At 72.6% G+C, this 17,688-nt stretch carries 14 protein-coding genes and 1 tRNA gene; 3 read left to right on the forward strand and 12 right to left on the reverse strand.

Annotated features, from left to right (window positions below; all coding sequences use genetic code 11):
- Positions 1-56: 56 nt before the first annotated feature.
- Together OG299_RS18380 and OG299_RS18385 are read right to left on the reverse strand one after the other, a co-directional pair.
- A complete protein-coding gene (locus OG299_RS18380) occupies positions 57-1,514 on the reverse strand; it encodes an aldehyde dehydrogenase family protein (protein ID WP_266626923.1) in 1,458 nt (485 codons plus the stop codon).
- 89 nt (positions 1,515-1,603) lie between these two features.
- Positions 1,604-2,482, reverse strand: a complete 879-nt coding sequence (locus OG299_RS18385; RefSeq protein ID WP_266633347.1) for a Sco1979 family transcriptional regulator — start codon at positions 2,480-2,482, stop codon at positions 1,604-1,606.
- Between the two features lie 345 nt (positions 2,483-2,827).
- Here OG299_RS18385 and OG299_RS18390 point away from each other — a divergent pair, with 345 nt between their 5' ends.
- Positions 2,828-3,346, forward strand: a complete 519-nt coding sequence (locus tag OG299_RS18390) for an ATP-binding protein (protein WP_266626925.1) — start codon at positions 2,828-2,830, stop codon at positions 3,344-3,346.
- 141 nt (positions 3,347-3,487) lie between these two features.
- Here the strand turns inward: OG299_RS18390 and OG299_RS18395 are convergent, their stop codons facing one another.
- Entirely contained in the window at positions 3,488-3,724 is a 237-nt protein-coding gene (locus OG299_RS18395) for a DUF397 domain-containing protein (protein ID WP_030868010.1), read from the reverse strand.
- 299 nt (positions 3,725-4,023) lie between these two features.
- On the opposite strand from OG299_RS18395, the gene tatA reads away from it, so the two are divergent.
- Positions 4,024-4,194: a Sec-independent protein translocase subunit TatA gene (gene tatA, locus OG299_RS18400; protein WP_266626928.1), complete on the forward strand. Its 171-nt coding sequence runs from the start codon at positions 4,024-4,026 to the stop codon at positions 4,192-4,194.
- Here the strand turns inward: tatA and OG299_RS18405 are convergent.
- On the reverse strand, positions 4,191-5,360 hold the full coding sequence (locus OG299_RS18405; protein WP_327362025.1) for a DUF2786 domain-containing protein: 1,170 nt from the start codon (positions 5,358-5,360) through the stop codon (positions 4,191-4,193). The two genes, tatA and OG299_RS18405, sit on opposite strands and share 4 nt — an antisense overlap.
- A 157-nt stretch (positions 5,361-5,517) precedes the next feature.
- On the opposite strand from OG299_RS18405, the gene OG299_RS18410 reads away from it, so the two are divergent.
- Complete coding sequence (locus OG299_RS18410; RefSeq protein ID WP_327362026.1) at positions 5,518-7,206, forward strand: bifunctional 3'-5' exonuclease/DNA polymerase; 1,689 nt, start codon at positions 5,518-5,520, stop codon at positions 7,204-7,206.
- Positions 7,207-7,242: 36 nt separating this feature from the next.
- On the opposite strand, the gene OG299_RS18415 is transcribed toward OG299_RS18410, so the two are convergent.
- The 8 genes from OG299_RS18415 to tmk all read right to left on the reverse strand — a co-directional run bounded on the left by OG299_RS18415 (position 7,243) and on the right by tmk (position 17,648).
- Positions 7,243-8,478 (reverse strand): hypothetical protein, encoded by a 1,236-nt coding sequence (locus tag OG299_RS18415; protein WP_266626934.1) that lies wholly within the window; start codon positions 8,476-8,478, stop codon positions 7,243-7,245.
- Positions 8,479-8,540: 62 nt separating this feature from the next.
- Positions 8,541-9,056: a SigE family RNA polymerase sigma factor gene (locus tag OG299_RS18420; protein ID WP_266626936.1), complete on the reverse strand. Its 516-nt coding sequence runs from the start codon at positions 9,054-9,056 to the stop codon at positions 8,541-8,543.
- Positions 9,057-9,112: 56 nt separating this feature from the next.
- Positions 9,113-9,580 (reverse strand): GNAT family N-acetyltransferase, encoded by a 468-nt coding sequence (locus tag OG299_RS18425; protein ID WP_327362027.1) that lies wholly within the window; start codon positions 9,578-9,580, stop codon positions 9,113-9,115.
- Between the two features lie 4 nt (positions 9,581-9,584).
- Positions 9,585-10,832, reverse strand: a complete 1,248-nt coding sequence (locus OG299_RS18430) for a serine hydrolase domain-containing protein (protein ID WP_266626940.1) — start codon at positions 10,830-10,832, stop codon at positions 9,585-9,587.
- A gap of 239 nt (positions 10,833-11,071) precedes the next feature.
- Positions 11,072-11,145 (reverse strand) — tRNA-Thr (locus OG299_RS18435).
- A 200-nt stretch (positions 11,146-11,345) separates the two neighbouring features.
- Positions 11,346-12,914 (reverse strand): alpha/beta hydrolase, encoded by a 1,569-nt coding sequence (locus OG299_RS18440; protein ID WP_266626942.1) that lies wholly within the window; start codon positions 12,912-12,914, stop codon positions 11,346-11,348.
- A 187-nt stretch (positions 12,915-13,101) separates the two neighbouring features.
- Positions 13,102-14,313 carry a DNA polymerase III subunit delta' gene (locus OG299_RS18445; protein ID WP_266626946.1) on the reverse strand — a complete coding sequence of 404 codons (1,212 nt, stop codon included), beginning with the start codon at positions 14,311-14,313 and terminating at the stop codon, positions 13,102-13,104.
- Positions 14,314-14,414: 101 nt separating this feature from the next.
- Positions 14,415-17,648 (reverse strand): dTMP kinase, encoded by a 3,234-nt coding sequence (tmk, locus tag OG299_RS18450; protein WP_327362028.1) that lies wholly within the window; start codon positions 17,646-17,648, stop codon positions 14,415-14,417.
- Positions 17,649-17,688: the final 40 nt, after the last annotated feature.

Here is a 17,688-nt window from a genome sequence, read left to right on the forward strand (position 1 = left end):
CGCTGCCTGCCGCTGACTCGCACGAGTCTAGAGCGAGCCCGGAAGGGGAAGCGCGGTCAGAAGGGGAAACTGGTGCGGCCGTGCTGCACCGAGATCCACTTCTGGGTGGTGAACGCCTCGATCGTGGCCTCGCCGTTCAGCCGGCCCAGGCCCGAGGACTTCTCCCCGCCGAACGCGGCGAGCGGCTCGTCCCCGATGGTCGAGTCGTTGACGTGGATCATGCCGGTCTCGATCCGCTGCGCGAAGCGCACGCCGCGCTCCACGTCCCGCGTGTGCACGGCGCCGCTCAGCCCGTACGGGGTGGCGTTGGTCAGCCGTACGGCCTCGTCCTCGCCGTCGAAGACCACCAGCAGCGCCACCGGGCCGAAGATCTCCTGGCCGAGCAGCGGGGAGTCCTCGGGGAGGCCGGCCAGCACGGTCGGCTCGACCAGGTTGCCGCGCGTAGATCCGCGGACGAGGGCCTGCGCCCCGGATTCCACGGCCTGGTCCACGAGCGCGGTCAGGGCGTCGGCCTGGAAGGAGTTGATCAGCGGGCCGATGTGGGTGTCCGCCTCGTGGGGGTCGCCGGTCTTCAGGCTCCGCACCCGGGCGGTGAACTTCTCGGTGAACTCCTCCGCGACCGAGGCGTCCACGAGGATGCGGTTGGCGGCCATGCAGACCTGGCCCTGGTAGACGAAGCGGCTGAAGACGGCCGCGTCCACCGCGTAGTCGAGGTCGGCGTCGTCGAGGACGACGAGGGCGCTGTTGCCGCTGAGCTCCAGGACCGTCCGCTTGAAGTGCCGGGCGGCGACGGAGCCGACGTGCCGGCCGACCCGGTCGGAGCCGGCGAAGGAGATGACCTTCGGGACGGGGTGCGTGAGGAGCGCGTCGCCTATCTCGGCGATGTCGGTGACCAGCACGTTGAGGAGCCCGGCCGGCAGGCCCGCGTCCTCGAAGATCTTGGCGATGACCCCGCCGCCGACCACGGGTGCGTTCTGGTTCGGCTTGATCACCACCGCGTTGCCCAGCGCCAGGGCCGGGGCGACCGACTTCAGGGTGACCAGGAAGGGGAAGTTGAAGGGGCTGATCACGGTGACGACGCCGACCGGGAGGCGCTGGACCCGGTTCTCCTTGCCCTCGACCGGCGAGGCGAGGATGCGGCCCTCGGGGCGGATGGCCAGCTGGATCGACTCGCGGATGAACTCCTTGGCGAGGTAGACCTCGTACTCGGCCTTGGGACGCGTCCCGCCGAGCTCGTCGATCATCGCCTCGATGATCTCCTTCTCGCGCTCCTCGGTGATCCGCAGGGCGCGTTCCAGGACGGCGCGTCTGGCGTACGGGCTGGTGGCGGCCCACTCTCTCTGGGCGCGCTCGGCGCCGAGGTAGGCCTGGTCCACCTGCTCGACGGTGGCCACCGTGATGGCCGCGAGCTTCTCCCCGTTGTACGGGTTGACGTCGATGATGTCCCACGAACCGGTGCCGGCCAGCCATTCGCCGTCGATGTACTGGTGAGCCAGGTCGTCGAATATGGACATGCCATCCCTTACTGCGAGCGCGCACCCGTGCGCTGCACCGGAGACCGATCGGTCATCATGCACTGATCAGACGTCATACTACGTGCGAATCAAGACAGTTGAAGAAGACCGCGGAGAAGATCCCGCGTCCGGTCGGCGTCGGGGCAGTCTGCCTGGAGCCGTTCCATCGCCCTTTCGTACTGCGCCACTTCCTCGTCTTTGTCCAGGTAGAGGGCACTGGTGAGCTGTTCCAGATAGACGATGTCCTGGAGGTCGGACTCCGGAAAGCGCAGCAGGGTGAAGGCTCCGCTTTCGCCCGCATGGCCGCCGAAGGAGAACGGCATCACCTGGAGCTGCACGTTGGGCCGCTGGGAGACCTCGATGAGGTGCTCCAACTGTCCGCGCATGACATCGCGGTCGCCGTACGGGCGGCGCAGCGCGGCCTCGTCGAGGACGGCGTGGAAGACCGGGGCGCTCTCGGAGACGAGCACCTTCTGGCGCTCGAGGCGCAGTGCGACGCGGCGGTCGATCTCGGCCTTCGTGGCGCCGGGCATGCCGCGGCTGACGACGGCCTGCGCGTAGGCCTCGGTCTGCAACAGGCCGTGGACGAACTGGACTTCGTAGATCCGGATGAGCGAGGCCGCGCCCTCCAGGCCGACGTACGTCTGGAACCACCCGGGCAGCACGTCGCCGTAACTGTGCCACCAGCCGGCCGCGTTGGCCTCGCGGACCAGCCCCAGCAGGGACTCCCGCTCCGCGCCGTCCGTGACTCCGTAGAGCGTGAGGAGGTCCTCCACGTCCCTTGCCTTGAAGCTCACCCTTCCCAACTCCAAGCGGCTGATCTTCGATTCGGATGCGCGGATCGAGTAGCCGGCCGCCTCACGGGTGATGCCGCGGGATTCTCGGAGTCGCCTGAGCTGAGAGCCCAGGAGGATGCGGCGCACCACAGAACCGCTTGCTTCTGCGGTCACTAGTCCTGCCCTCCCCATCGCCATGTGTACGCGTGGTCTGCGCGTGATGTGCGTCGCCGGGGCCCCCGCACCCCAGGTCCCGCAGTCTGCCACCAAAACGCATCGGTCCGTACTCGTTCTGTAACGGAATCCCGCCTGCCGGAAAAGAAGTCCGTAAGTATGCGTAGGAAGAAATGAGCAAGAACCATCACGGGAGTGGACAGGTCCGGCGCGTGCACGTGCATCTGCCCTTGCATCCAGCTTCTGCATTCGGAACGATGGTGCCGCGCACCTGCGTGCTCTTCGCGCCGGCGCCGGACCCACCCCGCAGTTCTTTCTGGACGGAGCGCGCCGCTCTGCCCGCGAATCCCGGGAGTGCCTCGCATGGGGACGAATGGATCGACCATGCTCGAGCCGTTACGGCAGGGGCTGCCCCCGGTCGACCCCACGGCTGTCTCCGGGTCCGCCTCCTGCGCTCTGCCCGCCCGGTTCGAGGCGGTGCGGGGCGCCCGTTCGTTCACCCGGTCCACCCTGTCCCAGTGGGGCCTCGACGACCGCTTCGACGACGTCGCCCTGGTGGTCTCCGAACTCGTCACGAACGCGCTGCGCCACGCCCTGCCCGAGGACACCAGGCCCGCGACCGGCGGCGCCGGCGAGCCGGAGGCCTCGGTACGGCTGCACCTGATGCGGTGGAGCACCCGCCTGGTGTGCGCGGTACGGGACCCCAGCGAGGACCGGCCGGGCGGATCGTTCGCGCCGGAGCGGACGCAGGAGAACTGCGACCTGGAGTCGGGGCGCGGGCTGTTCCTCGTGGACGCGTACAGCGACAGCTGGGGCTGGCATCCGCTCGCGGGACGGCTGACCGGCAAGGTGGTCTGGGCGCTGTTCATGCTGCACGAATAGACAGCGGGTCGTTCGCGGGCACACACGGGCATACGACGACTGGCCGGGGTTGATCATTTCGATCAGTCCCGGCCAGTGCACGTGCATGGCTTGATCGGTGCGCCGTTCCTCGGGCGATCGGGCGATGTGCCGATCGGTCGATCAGGCGATCAGGTGGTCGAACTCGCCGTCCTTGACGCCCAGCAGCAGCGCCTCGATCTCGGCCGGCGTGTAGACGAGCGCGGGCCCGTCCGGAAAGCGCGAGTTGCGCATGGCGACAGCTCCACCCGGCAGCTTGGCGAACTCCACACAGGAACCTTGCGAGTTGCTGTGTCTGCTCTTCTGCCAGGTCACTCCGTCGAGTTCTGCAGCTGCCATCCCGTTGTACGCGTGGTCCACAGGAAGCCCCCGATAGTGCAGATGTCAACTGCACCGGATCATAGCTGTGTTCATAAGCGCATGCATGGGCAGATGCACGTGCACGCGGAGGGTGCTCTCCCGATCACTGTCAGGGAAGAACTCGGGTGGATCAGGGGCGAATCAGACCCTTATAAGGATTGGATCAAGGCGCAGCGGGGGTCATCGGCGTGCACGGCACGCCTTTCAGCACTCCTTCAGATTTGTACGGATGCGTGCGGAGCTGTTCGATGGCCGGGTCCGTCCGAAACACCCGTCGCCGCCCGAAGGTGGGAACGCGCATGCTCCGCAATGCCCTTGAGCCCTGGCACCTGATCCTGCTCCTCGTGGTCTGCGTGTTGGTCTTCGGTTCGAAGAAGCTGCCCGACATGGCCCGTTCCCTGGGCAGGTCGATGCGCATCCTGAAGTCGGAGACCCAGGCCCTGCGAGACGAGGGCGGCAACACCCCCTAGCGAGGCAGCGGGCGGCGTTTGCCGCCCATGTGCGCGCGGTCGGCGGCGGCCGTGCCGTCCTCCCAGCCCGCATGGTCGGTGGCCCCGCGCAGCCGGGTGGTCGTGGTCCGGGGGAACATCTCGTCCGCCCGGGAGGTGACGGCGACGTCGCGGGCCACCAGCGCGGGCAGGTTGTCGGGGGCCTCGGCCACGGTGTGCTCGGCCGTCTCGGCGAGGCGCTGGCCGAGCCGGCTGGCGTACGCGAGCAGGAAGGACTGCCGGAACGTCTTGGTCCGCTTGCGCCCGCCGGAGCGCTGGGCGGCCTCGGCGCGGGTCATGGCGGCGGTCCCCTGCACGAGCAGGGACGTGTAGAGCAGCTCGACGGCCTCCAGGTCGCTCTCGAACCCCACCACGGTGGAGAACTCGTAGGCGCTGTTCCACACCGCCCGGCACCGGTTGGCCGTGGCGACGGCGTCCAGCAGCACGGCCTTGGCCTCTTCGTACGGCGCCTCGACCCCGATCCGGCAGGCCCCGGGCACCTGGGCGGGCCCCTTGCCGCTCGCCGCGAGCAGGGCCTCGTCGACGGTGTGCTGCGCCATCAGCTCCTGGGCCTTGGCGCTGAGCGCCTCCGCCTCCTCCGGGAAGGTGGTCGCCTCGGCCTTGGCGAGCAGGGCCCGGATGCGGCCGAGCATGCGCGGCTCGATGTGCGCGTGCTCCAGGGCATCGGCGGCCGGGTCCCCGGGAACCGGACCCACCGGTTCGATGGAGGGCAGCCGGATCAGCAGCCGGAACACCTCGAGGACGGAGGTGGCGAGGCTGAACCGGTCGGCCTTCTCGCGCCGCACGAGCAGTTCCCCGTACTCCGCGTCGTCCGCCCACCACACCTCGGCGTCGGTCCACCGCTCGGGCAGCCGGGCGTAGCGCCTCGCCTCGGCGGCGATCAGGTCGCAGGTGATCCGCAAATGCCGGTCGCCGAGGTCCCGCCCCACCAGCCGGAGCACGTCGGCGGGCTGCCACCCCCGCTCCCAGGCCTGCCGTACGTACGCCTCCCCGCGCCCCAACAGCTCCCGCCCGACCGCGCCCCACTGCCCGCCGTCCCCGACGAGCACCGAGGCCCCGGCATCCAGCCCGGCATCGTCCTGGCTGTAAAGGGCGGCTTCACAGGCACGGTCGACAATCTCTCTCACCCCCTCAGCTTTGCACGCCCCCACCGCGCACAGCCCGCCCTCCCCCACGCTGCCGCTGCGGGTACCCCCAGCGGCAGCGTGGGGAGGGTCCGGGAGCGGAGCGCCCCCGGAGTGGCAGGCAGGCGGGCTGTCAGACCCCGGTGGGACACTCGCACCCATGAGCGACCCCACCCCCCACTGGGCCCTCGCCGAAGCCGGCGACGGCCTCTGGCACGCCACGCCGCTCACCCCCAACCCCGGCCCCGGCAGCCGCCCCCTCACCGTCCACGACCCCGCGGACGCGATCCGCTCCGCCCCCGCCACCACCCGCTGGATCTGGCGGAGCACCAGCGCCGTCTACCCCCGCCTCCTCGCCGCCGGCACCCGTGTGGAGCGCTGCCACGACATCGAGGACGCCGAGCTCCTCCTGCTCGCCCACGAGGGCCGCTACGGCGAACCCCGCTCGGCGGCAGCCGCCTGGGCCCGCCTCACCGGCGCCCCCGTACCCCCCGATCCCCCGCAGCGCACCGCGACACCCACCACCCAGGACTCCCTCTTCGACCCCCAGCCCACCTCCGCCCCCCTCCCCCTCGACGCGCTCGTCGCCGTCTTCCACGACCAGGCGAAACGCAGCGCCGCCACCGCCCACCCCGACCGCCTGCGCCTCCTCGTCGCCGCCGAGTCCGCCGCCTTCCTGATCGCCGCCGAAATGCACCGCTCCGGGCTCCCCTGGCGGGCCGACGTCCACCGCGCGCTGCTCACCGAGCTCCTCGGCGAGCGCTACGCCGGCGGCGGCGAGCCCCGCCGCCTGGCCGAGCTGGCCGACGAGATCTCCGCCGCGTTCGGCCGCCGCGTACGCCCCGATCTCCCGGCCGACGTCATCAAGGCCTTCGCCGAGGCCGGGATCCGGCTCAAGTCCACCCGCCGCTGGGAGATCCAGGAGCTCGACCACCCCGCCGTGGAGCCCCTCCTCGCGTACAAGAAGCTGTACCGGATCTACACCGCCCACGGCTGGTCCTGGCTCCAGGACTGGGTGCGCGACGGCCGCTTCCGCCCCGAGTTCGTCCCCGGCGGCACCCTCACCGGCCGCTGGGTCACCAACGGCGGCGGGGCCCTGCAGATCCCGAAGGTGATCCGCAGGGCCGTCGTCGCCGACCCAGGCTGGCGGCTCGTCGTCGCCGACGCCGACCAGATGGAGCCCCGCGTCCTGGCCGCGATCTCGCGCGACCCCGCCTTCATGGAGGTGGCCGGGCGCCCCGAGGACCTGTACACGGCCATCTCCCGCCAGGGCTTCTCCGGCGACCGGGACATGGCCAAGCTCGCCGTCCTCGGCGCCGTGTACGGGCAGACCTCCGGCGACGGCCTGAAGAACCTGGCCGCGCTGCGCCGCCGCTTCCCGCAGGCCGTGGCGTACGTGGACGACGCCGCCAAGGCGGGCGAGGAGGGGCGCCTCGTACGGACCTGGCTGGGCCGGACCTGCCCGCCGCCGGTCGGCGCCGACGAGGACGGCGAAGCCGGGATCCCGCAGGACAGGGAGGACGGCTGGACGCCCGGCCATGCCTCCACCAACACCCGGGCCCGCGGCCGGTTCACCCGCAACTTCGTCGTCCAGGGCAGCGCCGCCGACTGGGCCCTGCTGCTGCTCGCGGCCCTCCGGCAGGCCATCGCGGGAGCCGGGATGCGGGCCGAGCTGGTGTTCTTCCAGCACGACGAGGTGATGGTGCACTGCCCCGCCGAGGAGGCCGAGGCCGTCGCCGAGGCGATCCGCGCCGCCGGCGACCGGGCCGGCCGGATCGCCTTCGGCGACACCCCGGTCCGGTTCCCGTTCAGCACGGCGATCGTGGAGTGCTACGCGGACGCCAAGTAGGAGCGGACGCCACGCAAGCGCGCTCGCCCCGGCTGATCAGCCGAACCACTTCGGGTCGAGCGCGATCTGCTGCAGCTGCTCCATCGTCAGGACCGGCTTGTCCCGGGTCGCGGGCTTGTTCTGGTTGCCGGTGTTGAAGGCGGAGACGACCACGCGTCGGCCGTCCGGCCGCAGCGTGTCGACGGTCCAGCAGACGACGTTCGCGCCGCCCTTCTCACCGGGCAGCTCCTCGGACTTCACCTTCGTGCCATCGGGCTGGGTGACGGCCCCGGCCCCGAAGCGGCCCTTGAGCAGCTCGCCCATGCCGGCCTGCACGTTGACCTGGACGAGCGACTGGCCCTTGCCGTCGTCGAGCACGACATAGCCGTAGTCCCCCTCTCCGCCCTTGCTGTCGACCGTGATCCCGCTCTTCGGCAGCAGGGACTCCAGTACCGCGGCGGCGCCCGATGCCGTGTCCGCCGGCCCGGCACCGGCATCCGGCGCGGCGGCGGGCAGGTCGCTCAGCGCCGGCCGCCACAGCGGCGAGGTCGCGAAGGCCTTCAGTTCGCCCGGGGTCAGCGGCGGATCGGTCCGTGAGACGGGCTGCCCCTTCTCGGCCGTAGCGTTCCACTCCTGTACGTCCACCTGGTAGCCCTGCGGGGTCACCAGCGTGGCCCGCCACAGCTTCGTGGGCTCCCGGCGGTCGGGGTACTCGTAGCCCCGGAAGACCATGAGCTTCGAGCCGTCCGCCAGCGTCTCGGCGGTGCAGCCGTCGAAGTCCTGGAGGTTCTCGTCGGGGCAGGCCACGGACTGGGCCGCGCTCTGCCCCTTCGGTTCGACCCGCGCGAGATCGACTCCGAGGACCGCCGGGCCCTTCCCGTCGTCGTAGAGCCCGGAGACCCTCGGGTGGGCCGTCTCGCCCGTACCCCGCGCCTTGGCCCCGGACACCGTGCCACCGGGCAGCAGTTGCTTGAACACCCCGATCAGCTGATCGGCGGAGACGGCGCCGCCGCCGGTCTTCTCGTTCATCACCGGCGACTGCGTCGGGACGGCCGGCGGCGCGGCGACCGTCGTGCCGGAGCCGCCCGCGCCGTCGAAGAGGCCGCCGGTGTAGGCGCTGCCGCCGGCGATCAGCGCCAGGGCGACCACCGATCCGCCGACCACGGCGGCCCGGCGGCGCGCCACCAGCCGCCGTCCGCGCTGTTCACCGGCGGTGACGAGGGCGTGCGCGTCGGGCGAGAAGCCGTCCCCCGTACGCCGCAGGGCTTCGCTGAGCTCATCTTCAAAGGGCATGCGGAACCAGTCCTTCCACCGAGTAGCAAGGGAAAAAGACGATCGAGGTGACGGTGCGGGGTTCAGAGACCGGCGAACTCGCTGAGTGAACCGCCCAGTTGAGCCCGCAGTCGACCCAACGCCCGTGTGGTGCGGGTCCGCACCGCCGCCGAGGTGGCGTTCATCGCGTCGGCGGTCTCCTCCACGCTGCGGTCCTCCCAGTACCGCAGCACGAGCACCGCCCGGTCCTTCGGCGCCAGCCGCCCCAGCGCCTCCAGCAGCGTCAGCCGCAGCGCCGGATCGCCGCCGCCGGCCGCCGGCGCGCCGGACTCGGGGAACTCCCCGACCGGGCGCTCCCCCGCCGATCTGCGCCGCTGGTGCGTCAGGAAGGCCCGTACGAGCACGGTCTGCGCGTACGCCGCCGGGTTGTCGATACGGGAGATCCGCCCCCAGAGCAGGTACATCCGCCCCAGGGTCTCCTGCACCAGGTCCTCCGCGAGGTGCGTGTCCCCGCTGGTCAGCAGACAGGCCGACCGGTACAGATGCCCCGACCGGCCCGCCGCGAACTCGCGGAACCCATCCCTGCGCCCCTCCCGCATTCACTCCCCCTCGCGTCCGTCTCACCCCAATGACGCGACGGCGGTGCCGGAATGTTTCACCCCAGCCCGTGGAAGTAGACGTGTAACGCGTCGCGTTCAAAACCCTCCGCCTCGTAGAGGCTCTGCGCGACGCGGTTGTCGTACGCGGTCTCCAGCTGCACCCCGGCCGCCCCGGCCTCCCGGGCCCGGCGCAGCACGTCGCGCAGCAGCGCCCGCCCGGCGCCGGTGCGGCGGCCGGACGGGTCGACGTACAGGTCGCTCAGGATCCACACCGGCCGCAGGGCGAGCGACGAGAAGGTCCGGTAGACCTGCGCGAACCCGACCGTGCCGGCCCCCGGCACATCGGCGAGCAGCACCAGGGACTCGCCGGCCCGGATCCGCTGGGCGAGGAAGGCGCGGGGCCGGTCCGGGTCCTCGACCTTCACCTCGTAGAAGTCGAGGTACCCGCGGAACAGCGCGGCCGCGACGTCGACGTCCCCGTCCCGGTCCCCTGCAACGCGCACCACCACCTTCACCTCGTCCATGCCCTCAGTGTCCGGTGACGGGCTGCGCGGGCAGGCTGAAGACGTGGTCCGGAGTGACGATCTTGGTGATCGCCTCGCCGAACAGGGTGCTGGGCTCGGAACCCTCGTAGGAGATGTCCGTGTTCAGCGTCAGCGCCAGCGTGGCCTTCGCCTGAGGCAGGTACACGACCAGCGCCTGGTAGCCGGGCAGCGAGCCGTTGTGGCCGATCCAGCCCTGGACGTTGAAGATGCCCAGGCCGTAGCCGGTGCCGGGCAGCGCCTCGACGACATTCAGGCGCTCGGCCTGGGTGGCGGGCTTCAGCAGCGTGCCCGTGGCCAACACCCTCGCCCAGGTCTTCAGGTCGGCGAGATCGGAGATCATGGCGCCGGCCGCCCAGCCCCAGGAGGGGTTCCAGTCGGCCGCGTCCTCGACCTTCCCGGTGGCGGTCTGGTCCGTGTACCCCTGGGAGTGCGGAGTCGGGAACTCCGCGCCGACGGGGAAGAGCGTGTGCCGCAGACCGGCGGGGCGGACGACCTTCTGGTTGATGTAGGCGTCGAGCTTCTGCCCGCTCTGCTTCTCCACCACCAGCCCCAGCAGGATCAGGTTGGTGTTGCAGTAGTAGAACTTCGCGTTGGGCTCGAACAGCACCGGGTGCTTGAAGGAGTACGCGAGCAACTCCTGCGGGGTGAAGGGCCGTCGGGGATTGCTGGTCAGCGCCTTGAAGAAACCTTCGTCCTCAGAGTAGTTGAACAGCCCGCTCCGCATCCCGGCGAGCTCGCGCAGCGTGATCCGGTCCCCGTTGGGCACCCCGGACACGTACTTGCCGATGGGGTCGTCCAGCCCGACCTTGCCCTGGTCGACCAGCTGGAGCAGGGCGGTCACGGTGAAGGTCTTGGTCACGCTGCCGATGCGCATGTTCATGTCCGTGCTGATCGCCCGGCCGGTGGCCTTGTCGGCGACACCGAAGGCCCGCACGTAGTCACCCTTGCCGGGGGCCGAGAGCGACACCATCACCCCGGGTATCCGGGCCTCGCTCATCACCTTCCGGACGGCATCGTCCAACTGCCGTGCCACGGCGGGGGTGAGCTGCGGGAACTCCCCGTCGGCGGCGACCGGTCCCGACGGAGAGGCGCCGACGGCAGCCGGGGCCGAAGCCGAGGCGCTGGAGGCGACCGACGTATCCAGGGCGTATCCCGCCCCCACCCCCAGAGGCACCACCACCAGGCCCACTGCGGCCGCCCCCACCGCCACTTTGCGCAACCGTGTCGACATCCCGGCCTCCTGCCACGCGTCGCCCAGGTCCAGCCTTCCCAACCTAGCCCCGCCCCGCCCCCCGAGCGACCGGGGCCCCTCCGGGCCCCCGAACCCCCAGGTCACCCTCCCCCGGCGGGATCGACGCCCTCCCCCGCAGAACCCGGCGATCCCACACCGCAAGGAGCCGCACCGGCCAGCCGCGTCAGGACATAGCAAAAGCCCCAGGTCACGGCGAGTGAGTCCTGGGGCTTCTACAGAGCCGCCTTCGGGATTCGAACCCGAGACCTACGCATTACGAGTGCGTTGCTCTGGCCAGCTGAGCTAAGGCGGCACCGCTGGTCAGACAAGTGTTTCCTCGAAGAGGAGCTCTCATCAGCAGCGGCGCCAAGTCTACAGGCTGAAACGGGGTGCCCTGAACCATGTTTTGGAGGGGCGGGATGCCTGGCCGATATCGGGATCAATGGGTGATGTCCGGTCCGCCCGGGGCATGGGCGGACCGGACGGCCGGGCCGATCGACGGGAGGCAGGGCGTCAGGTGCACTTCTTGCCGTCCTTGGGCGGAGTTCCCGTCAGCAGGTACGTGTTGATCGCCGTGTCGATGCAGGAACTGCCGCGGCCGTACGCCGTGTGCCCGTCGCCGTCGTACGTGAGCAGGACGCCCGAGTCGAGCTGCTGCGCCAGCGCCTGGGCCCACTTGTACGGGGTCGCCGGGTCCCGGACGGTGCCGACCACCACGATCGGCGGGGCGCCCTTCGCGCTCAGGGCGCGGGCCGTGCCGGTGGCCTTGACCGGCCAGTACGTGCAGTTCAGCGAGGCCCAGGCAAGGCCTGCGCCGAACACCGGGGAGGCCTTCTGGAAGGAGGGCACGGCCGTGTCGACCGCCTCCGGGCCGGTGAAGGCGGGGGGCTGGTCGAGGCAGTTCACCGCGGCGTTCGCGAACATCAGGTTCGCGTACTTGCCGTCCGGCTCCCGCTCGTAATAGCTGTCGGCGAGGGCGAGCAGAGCGGACCCGTCGCCGTTCATCGCCGCCGTCAGCGCCTCGCGCAGCTGCGGCCACGCACTCTCGTCGTACAGCGCCGCGATCACCCCGGTCGTGGCGAGGGACTCGCCCAGCGGGCGGTCCGGATCGCCGCTGGGCACGGGCTGGGCGTCGACCTTGCGGAAGAACTCCTGGAGCTGCCCCGCCATCGCCTCCGGCCCGCCCTTGCCGAGCGGGCAGTCGGGCTGCTTCGCGCAGTCCTTGGTGAAGGAGCGCAGGGCCGTCTCGAAGCCCCCGGTCTGGTCCCGGTTCAGATCGAGCGCCGGAAGGGAGGGATCGATCGCACCGTCCAGGACGAGCCGGCCGACCCGGCCGGGGAAGAGGTCCGCGTACGTCGCCCCGAGCAGGGTTCCGTACGAGGCGCCGACGTACATCAGCTTCTCGTCGCCCAGCGCCGCCCGGAGCACGTCCATGTCGCGGGCGGCCTCGACGGTGGAGACGTGCGGCAGGACCCGCTGCGAGCGGGTCTGGCAGCCGGCCGCGAACTCCTTGAACGCGGCCACCAGCTCGGCCCGCTCCGCAGCGTCGTCCGGCGTCTGGTCCACCTGCGTGAACTTGTCCATCTCCGGCCCGGTCAGGCACTGGACCGGGCTGCTGCGGTCCACCCCGCGCGGGTCGAAGGACACCATGTCGTACTGGGCGCGGACGGGGGCCGGGTACCCCACGCCCGCGTACGACTGGAGGTAGCCGATGCCGGAGCCGCCGGGGCCGCCCGGGTTGACCACGAGCGAGCCCAGCCGCTTGCCGGGCCCCGTGGCCTGGCGGCGGGCCACGGCGATGTCCACGTCCTGGCCGGACTCGGGGTGCGCGTAGTCCAGCGGTGCCTTCATCGTGGCGCACTGGAACCCGGGGACACCGCACTCCCGCCAGCTCAGCTTCTGCTCGTAGTACGAGCGCAGCGCGGCCGGGACCGCGGTCGGGGCTGCCGACCGGGCAGCGCCCCCGGCCGAGGACGCGGCGGCGCTCGGTCCTCCCGACCCGGCCGAGGTGCACCCGGAGAGCAGCAGCCCGGCAGCTGCGATCACGGTTCCGGTGGTACGCAGCAGGCGACTGGTGTCCATCCTCGGAGCCTACGTGCTGCCGGGCGACCCGGCCCGGGAGTGCCCGCGCCGACCGGCCGCCCGCCACCCGGGGGCGCGCCGCAGCCCCGCCCTGATCCCGCAGTACCCGGCCCGACCTCGGCGGATCGCTCATACGGGTGAAACGGTCAACCGCGGTTGAAGGCGCGGCCGCCCGGTGCGGGGCGGCTCAGCCCGCGCGCAGCGACATCGTCATCGCCTCGACCGCGAGGAGCGGGGCCACGTTGCGGTCCAGGGCATTGCGGCAGGCGATGATCGCCTCGATCCGGCGCAGGGTGCGCTCCGGTCCGGACGCTCGGGCGATCCGGTCCAGGTCGGGCCGCATCTCCTCGTTCGCGATCGCCAGCGAGGAGCCGAGCTGGAGGGCCAGCACGTCCCGGTAGAAGCCGGTGAGGTCGGTGAGCGCCAGGTCGAGCGTGTCGCGCTGGGTACGGGTGCGGCGGCGCTTCTGCCGGTCCTCGAGCTCCTTCATCACGCCCGCCGTGCCGCGCGGCATCCGGCCGCCGGTGCCGGCCCCGGCGCCGAGCGCGGCCCTCAGGTCCTCGGTCTCCTTGGTGTCGACCTCCTCCGCGACCTGCTTGGCGTCCTCGGCGGCGGCGTCGACCAGCTCCTGGGCGGCCTTGAGGCAGCCGCCCACGTCGTCGATGCGGAGCGGGAGCTTCAGCACGGCGGCACGGCGGGCGCGGGCGGCCTCGTCCTGCGCGAGCCGGCGGGCCCGGCCGATGTGGCCCTGCGTCGCGCGCGCCGCGGCGGCGGCGACGGCGGGATCGATGCCGTCGCGCCGGACCAGCACATCGGCGACGGCGGAGACGGGCGGGGTACGCAGGGTCAGGTGGCGGCAGCGGGAGCGGATGGTGGGCAGCACATCCTCCAGAGAGGGCGCGCACAGCAGCCACACGGTCCGCGGAGCGGGCTCCTCCACGGCCTTCAGGAGCACGTTGCCCGCCCCCTCGGTCAGCCGGTCGGCGTCCTCGAGGACGATGACCTGCCAGCGGCCCACGGCAGGGGAGAGCTGCGCCCGGCGGACCAGCTCGCGGGTCTCCTTCACGCCGATGGACAGCAGATCGGTACGGACGATCTCCACATCGGCGTGCGTACCGACCACGGTGGTGTGGCAGCCGTCGCAGAACCCGCAGCCCGGCTCGCCCCCGAGGGCGCGGTCGGGGCTGGTGCACTGCAGGGCGGCCGCGAAGGCCCGGGCGGCGGTGGACCGCCCGGAGCCGGGCGGCCCGGTGAACAGCCAGGCGTGGGTCATCCTGGACGCGGCGGGCGGCGGCGTCCGGGCCTCGACGGCGGTGACCAGGGCGTCGGCGTCACGGGCGGCGGCGGCCAGCTGCGACTGCACCCGCTCCTGTCCCACCAGGTCGTCCCATACGGGCATCCCGCCCACCGCCTTTCACCGGCCGTCTTCCCTTGGCCGTCCGTGCCGCTCGTCCTGCTCGCGCCCGCCCCCAGTGTGGCGTGCGCCACCGACAATCCCCGTCAGCGGCGGCGCGGACCGCCCTCTTCGTCCTCGTCGTCCCGGCGCCGGCCCAGCAGCTCGTCCGCCAGGGTCGGCAGATCGTCCAGCGGGGTCTCTTCGGCCCAGGCGGACCGCGGCCGGCTCGGCCGCGCCGGCTGACCCGGCTGGCTCTGCGCGCTCGGGCCGCCGTCGTCGCCGAGGAGCGGGAGCTCGCGGGTCACGTCGTCGCCGGAGTCCCGGAAGATGCCCGGCGGCACCCGGTCGGCCGGGCTCTCTTCCGGACGCCGGGCCGTCGGCCGCGTGGCGGAGCGGGCCTGGCCGGCCGGAGCCTGACCGGCCGGCGGGCTCGTTCGGGACGGGCGTACGGGCGGCAGGACCGCCGTCTCGTCGGTCGCGCCGGCCGCCGGGACGGCGGGCAGCACCGAGGTCTCCGCCGCCGGGTCGATCTTCGGCACGGGGACCGTCTGGGTCACGTCGTCCGGCTGGACGACCCGCTTGACCAGCGGGGTCTCCACCGTCACCGCGTCGTCCGGGAGCGGCTCCTTGGTCATCGCCACCTTGGGGGCGGGAGCCTTGGCAGGAACAGCCGGAGCCGGGGCGGGCGAAGGCGCAGGAGCCGGAGCCACGGCAGGGGCCGAAGCCGCCGCCGCGGCCTGGGCAGCCGCCGCGGCCGCCGAGGCCTCCGCCAGCCGGCGCGCCTCCTCGGCCCTGAGCAGGGCCTCCTCGGCACGCCGCTGCTTCTCCAGCCGCCGCTCCTCGGCCTCGGCACGCAGCCGGGCCTCTTCCTCCGCCTGCTTGCGCAGCCGCTCCGCCTCCGCAGCGCGGGCCTTCTCCTCGGCCTCCACGCGCAGCCGCTCGGCCTCGGCCCTGGCGCGGGCCTCCTCCTCGGCGCGCAGCCGCTCCTCCTCCGCCCTGCGGGCGGCCTCGGCCTCGGCCTTGATCCGGGCGGCTTCGGCCTCGGCCTTCAGCCGGGCTTCCTCCTCGGCCCGCAGCCGCTCTGCCTCGGCCTTGCGGGCCGCCTCTTCCTCGGCCCTGCGCCGGGCGTCCTCCTCGGCCTTGCGCCGGGCCTCGGCCTGGGCCGCCACCTCGGCCTCCGAGAGCGGAAGCATCCGGTCCAGGCGGTGGCGCACGACGGTGCTCACGGACTCCGGGTCCTGACCGGCGTCGACCACCAGGTAGCGCCCGGGGTCGGCCGCGGCCAGCGTCAGGAAGCCGGCCCGCACCCGCTGGTGGAACTCGGCCGGCTCCGACTCCAGCCGGTCCGGGGCCTCGGTGAACCGCTCGCGGGCCGCCTCCGGCGACACGTCGAGCAACACGGTCAGGTTCGGGACGAGCCCGTCGGTGGCCCAGCGCGAGATCCGGGCGATCTCGGTCGGGGACAGGTCGCGCCCGGCGCCCTGGTAGGCCACCGAGGAGTCGATGTAGCGGTCGGAGATGACGACCGCACCGCGCTCCAGGGCGGGCCGGACGACGGTGTCCACGTGCTCCGCGCGGTCGGCGGCGTACAGCAGCGCCTCGGCGCGGTTCGACAGCCCGGCCGAGGAGACGTCGAGCAGGATCGAGCGGAGCCGCTTGCCGACCGGGGTGGCCCCCGGCTCGCGGGTCACGACGACCTCGTGGCCCTTGCCCCGTATCCAGTCGGCCAGCGCCTCGACCTGGGTGGACTTGCCGGCGCCGTCGCCGCCCTCCAGGGCGATGAAGAACCCGGCGTCGGACGCGGCCTGCACCGGCTCCCCGCCGCGCAGCGCCTCGCGCAGGTCGCGGCGCAGCGGTACGCCGCTGCGGTCGTCGGCCTTGGCGAGCACCACCACGCCGACGGGCAGCAGCAGGGCGCCGACCAGCATCAGGGTGAAGGCGGCCCCGCCGTGCGCGAAGACGACGTCCCCGCCGGCCAGCCGGTGCGGGCCGATCCCCGCGGCCAGGACCGGGGCGAGGACGGCGCCGATGCCCACGGCCACCCGTACGACGGCCTGCAGGTGCTCGGTGACCCGGGCCCTGCGGAACTCCTCGGTCTCCTGGTCCAGCAGGGTGTGCCCGGTGTTGGCGGCCACGCCCGCGGCGGTGCCGGCGAGCAGCGACAGGAACAGCACGGTCGCCGTGTCCGGGACCAGCCCGGTCAGCAGCAGCGCGAGCCCGGCCACCACGATGGCCAGGGCCAGCAGCCGGCGCCGGGACAGCGCGGGGAGCATCTTGCCGGCCTGGGTGGCGCGGATGCCGGCGGCGGTACCGCCGAGCAGGGCCAGGACGAGCAGGGCGAAGGTGGCGGGGCCGCCGCCCAGGTCGAAGGCGTGCAGGACGGCCACGGCGGCGGCGCTGGACACGGCCCCGGCGACGGCGGCGCAGGCCAGCACGAGCAGCGGAATGGCCCCCGTACGGCCCTTCTCCGGGCGGTCCCCCACCTTGGGGGCCCGCAGGCCCTCCAGCGGGGAACGGGGACGCGGGGTCTTCGCCGTGGGCAGCACCAGCGGGAGCAGCAGCGAGACGGACGCCGCGAACAGGCCGGAGGCCACGTACGAGCCGAGGGCGGCCTGGTTCTCGGCGAACCAGTCCACGCCGAGGCCGAGGGCCTTGCCGACGAGGGTCGCGGCGAGCAGCACGGCGGCGGCGACGGGCATCGCGGCGAAGGACGTCCGCAGGTTCAGCCGGCGCAGCGCGTCGAGGTGGTCCGGCAGCGGGCGTACGGTCGCCCCCTCCGGCGGCGGCGAGGGCAGCAGGGCGGGAGCCGCGCTGTCCTTGGCCAGGGCCCACAGCCGCTCGGCGACGCCGGAGACGAAGACGGTGGCCAGCAGCGCGGTCAGCGCGTGGGCCGGGATCCAGTCGAGCCAGAGCGGGGCGACGACGAAGAGGCCGAGCCGGATCCCGTCGGCGCCGATCATCGTCCAGCGGCGGTCCAGCTTGCCGCCGGCCTCCTTCGGAGCGAGGAGCTTGGCGAGCGGCCCGAGCAGTACGGCGCCGAAGAGCAGGGTGGCGAGGATCCGGACGCCGAACACGGCGGCGACGGCGAGGGCCCAGCCCTGGTAGCCGCCGCCGAAGGTCTCCTCGGAGACCGCCGTCTGGAAGGCCAGCAGCACCAGCACCAGCAGGGCGAGGGCATCGCCGATGCCGCTCACCAGCTGGGCGCTCCACAGCCGGCGCAGCCTGGGGGTGCGCAGCAGTGCGCGCACCGCACGCTCGCGGGAATCCGCGGCGAGGGCTTCGTCGTAGGTGGGGTTCGCGGGGGCGGTCACGACCGTTGGCTGCTCGGCTCGCGTCATCCGCCCAGCCTATCCGCTGCGCTTGGCAGCTGCGGAGCCT

Origin of the sequence: Streptomyces sp. NBC_01296 (assembly GCF_035984415.1) — a bacterium.
Lineage (GTDB): Bacteria > Actinomycetota > Actinomycetes > Streptomycetales > Streptomycetaceae > Streptomyces.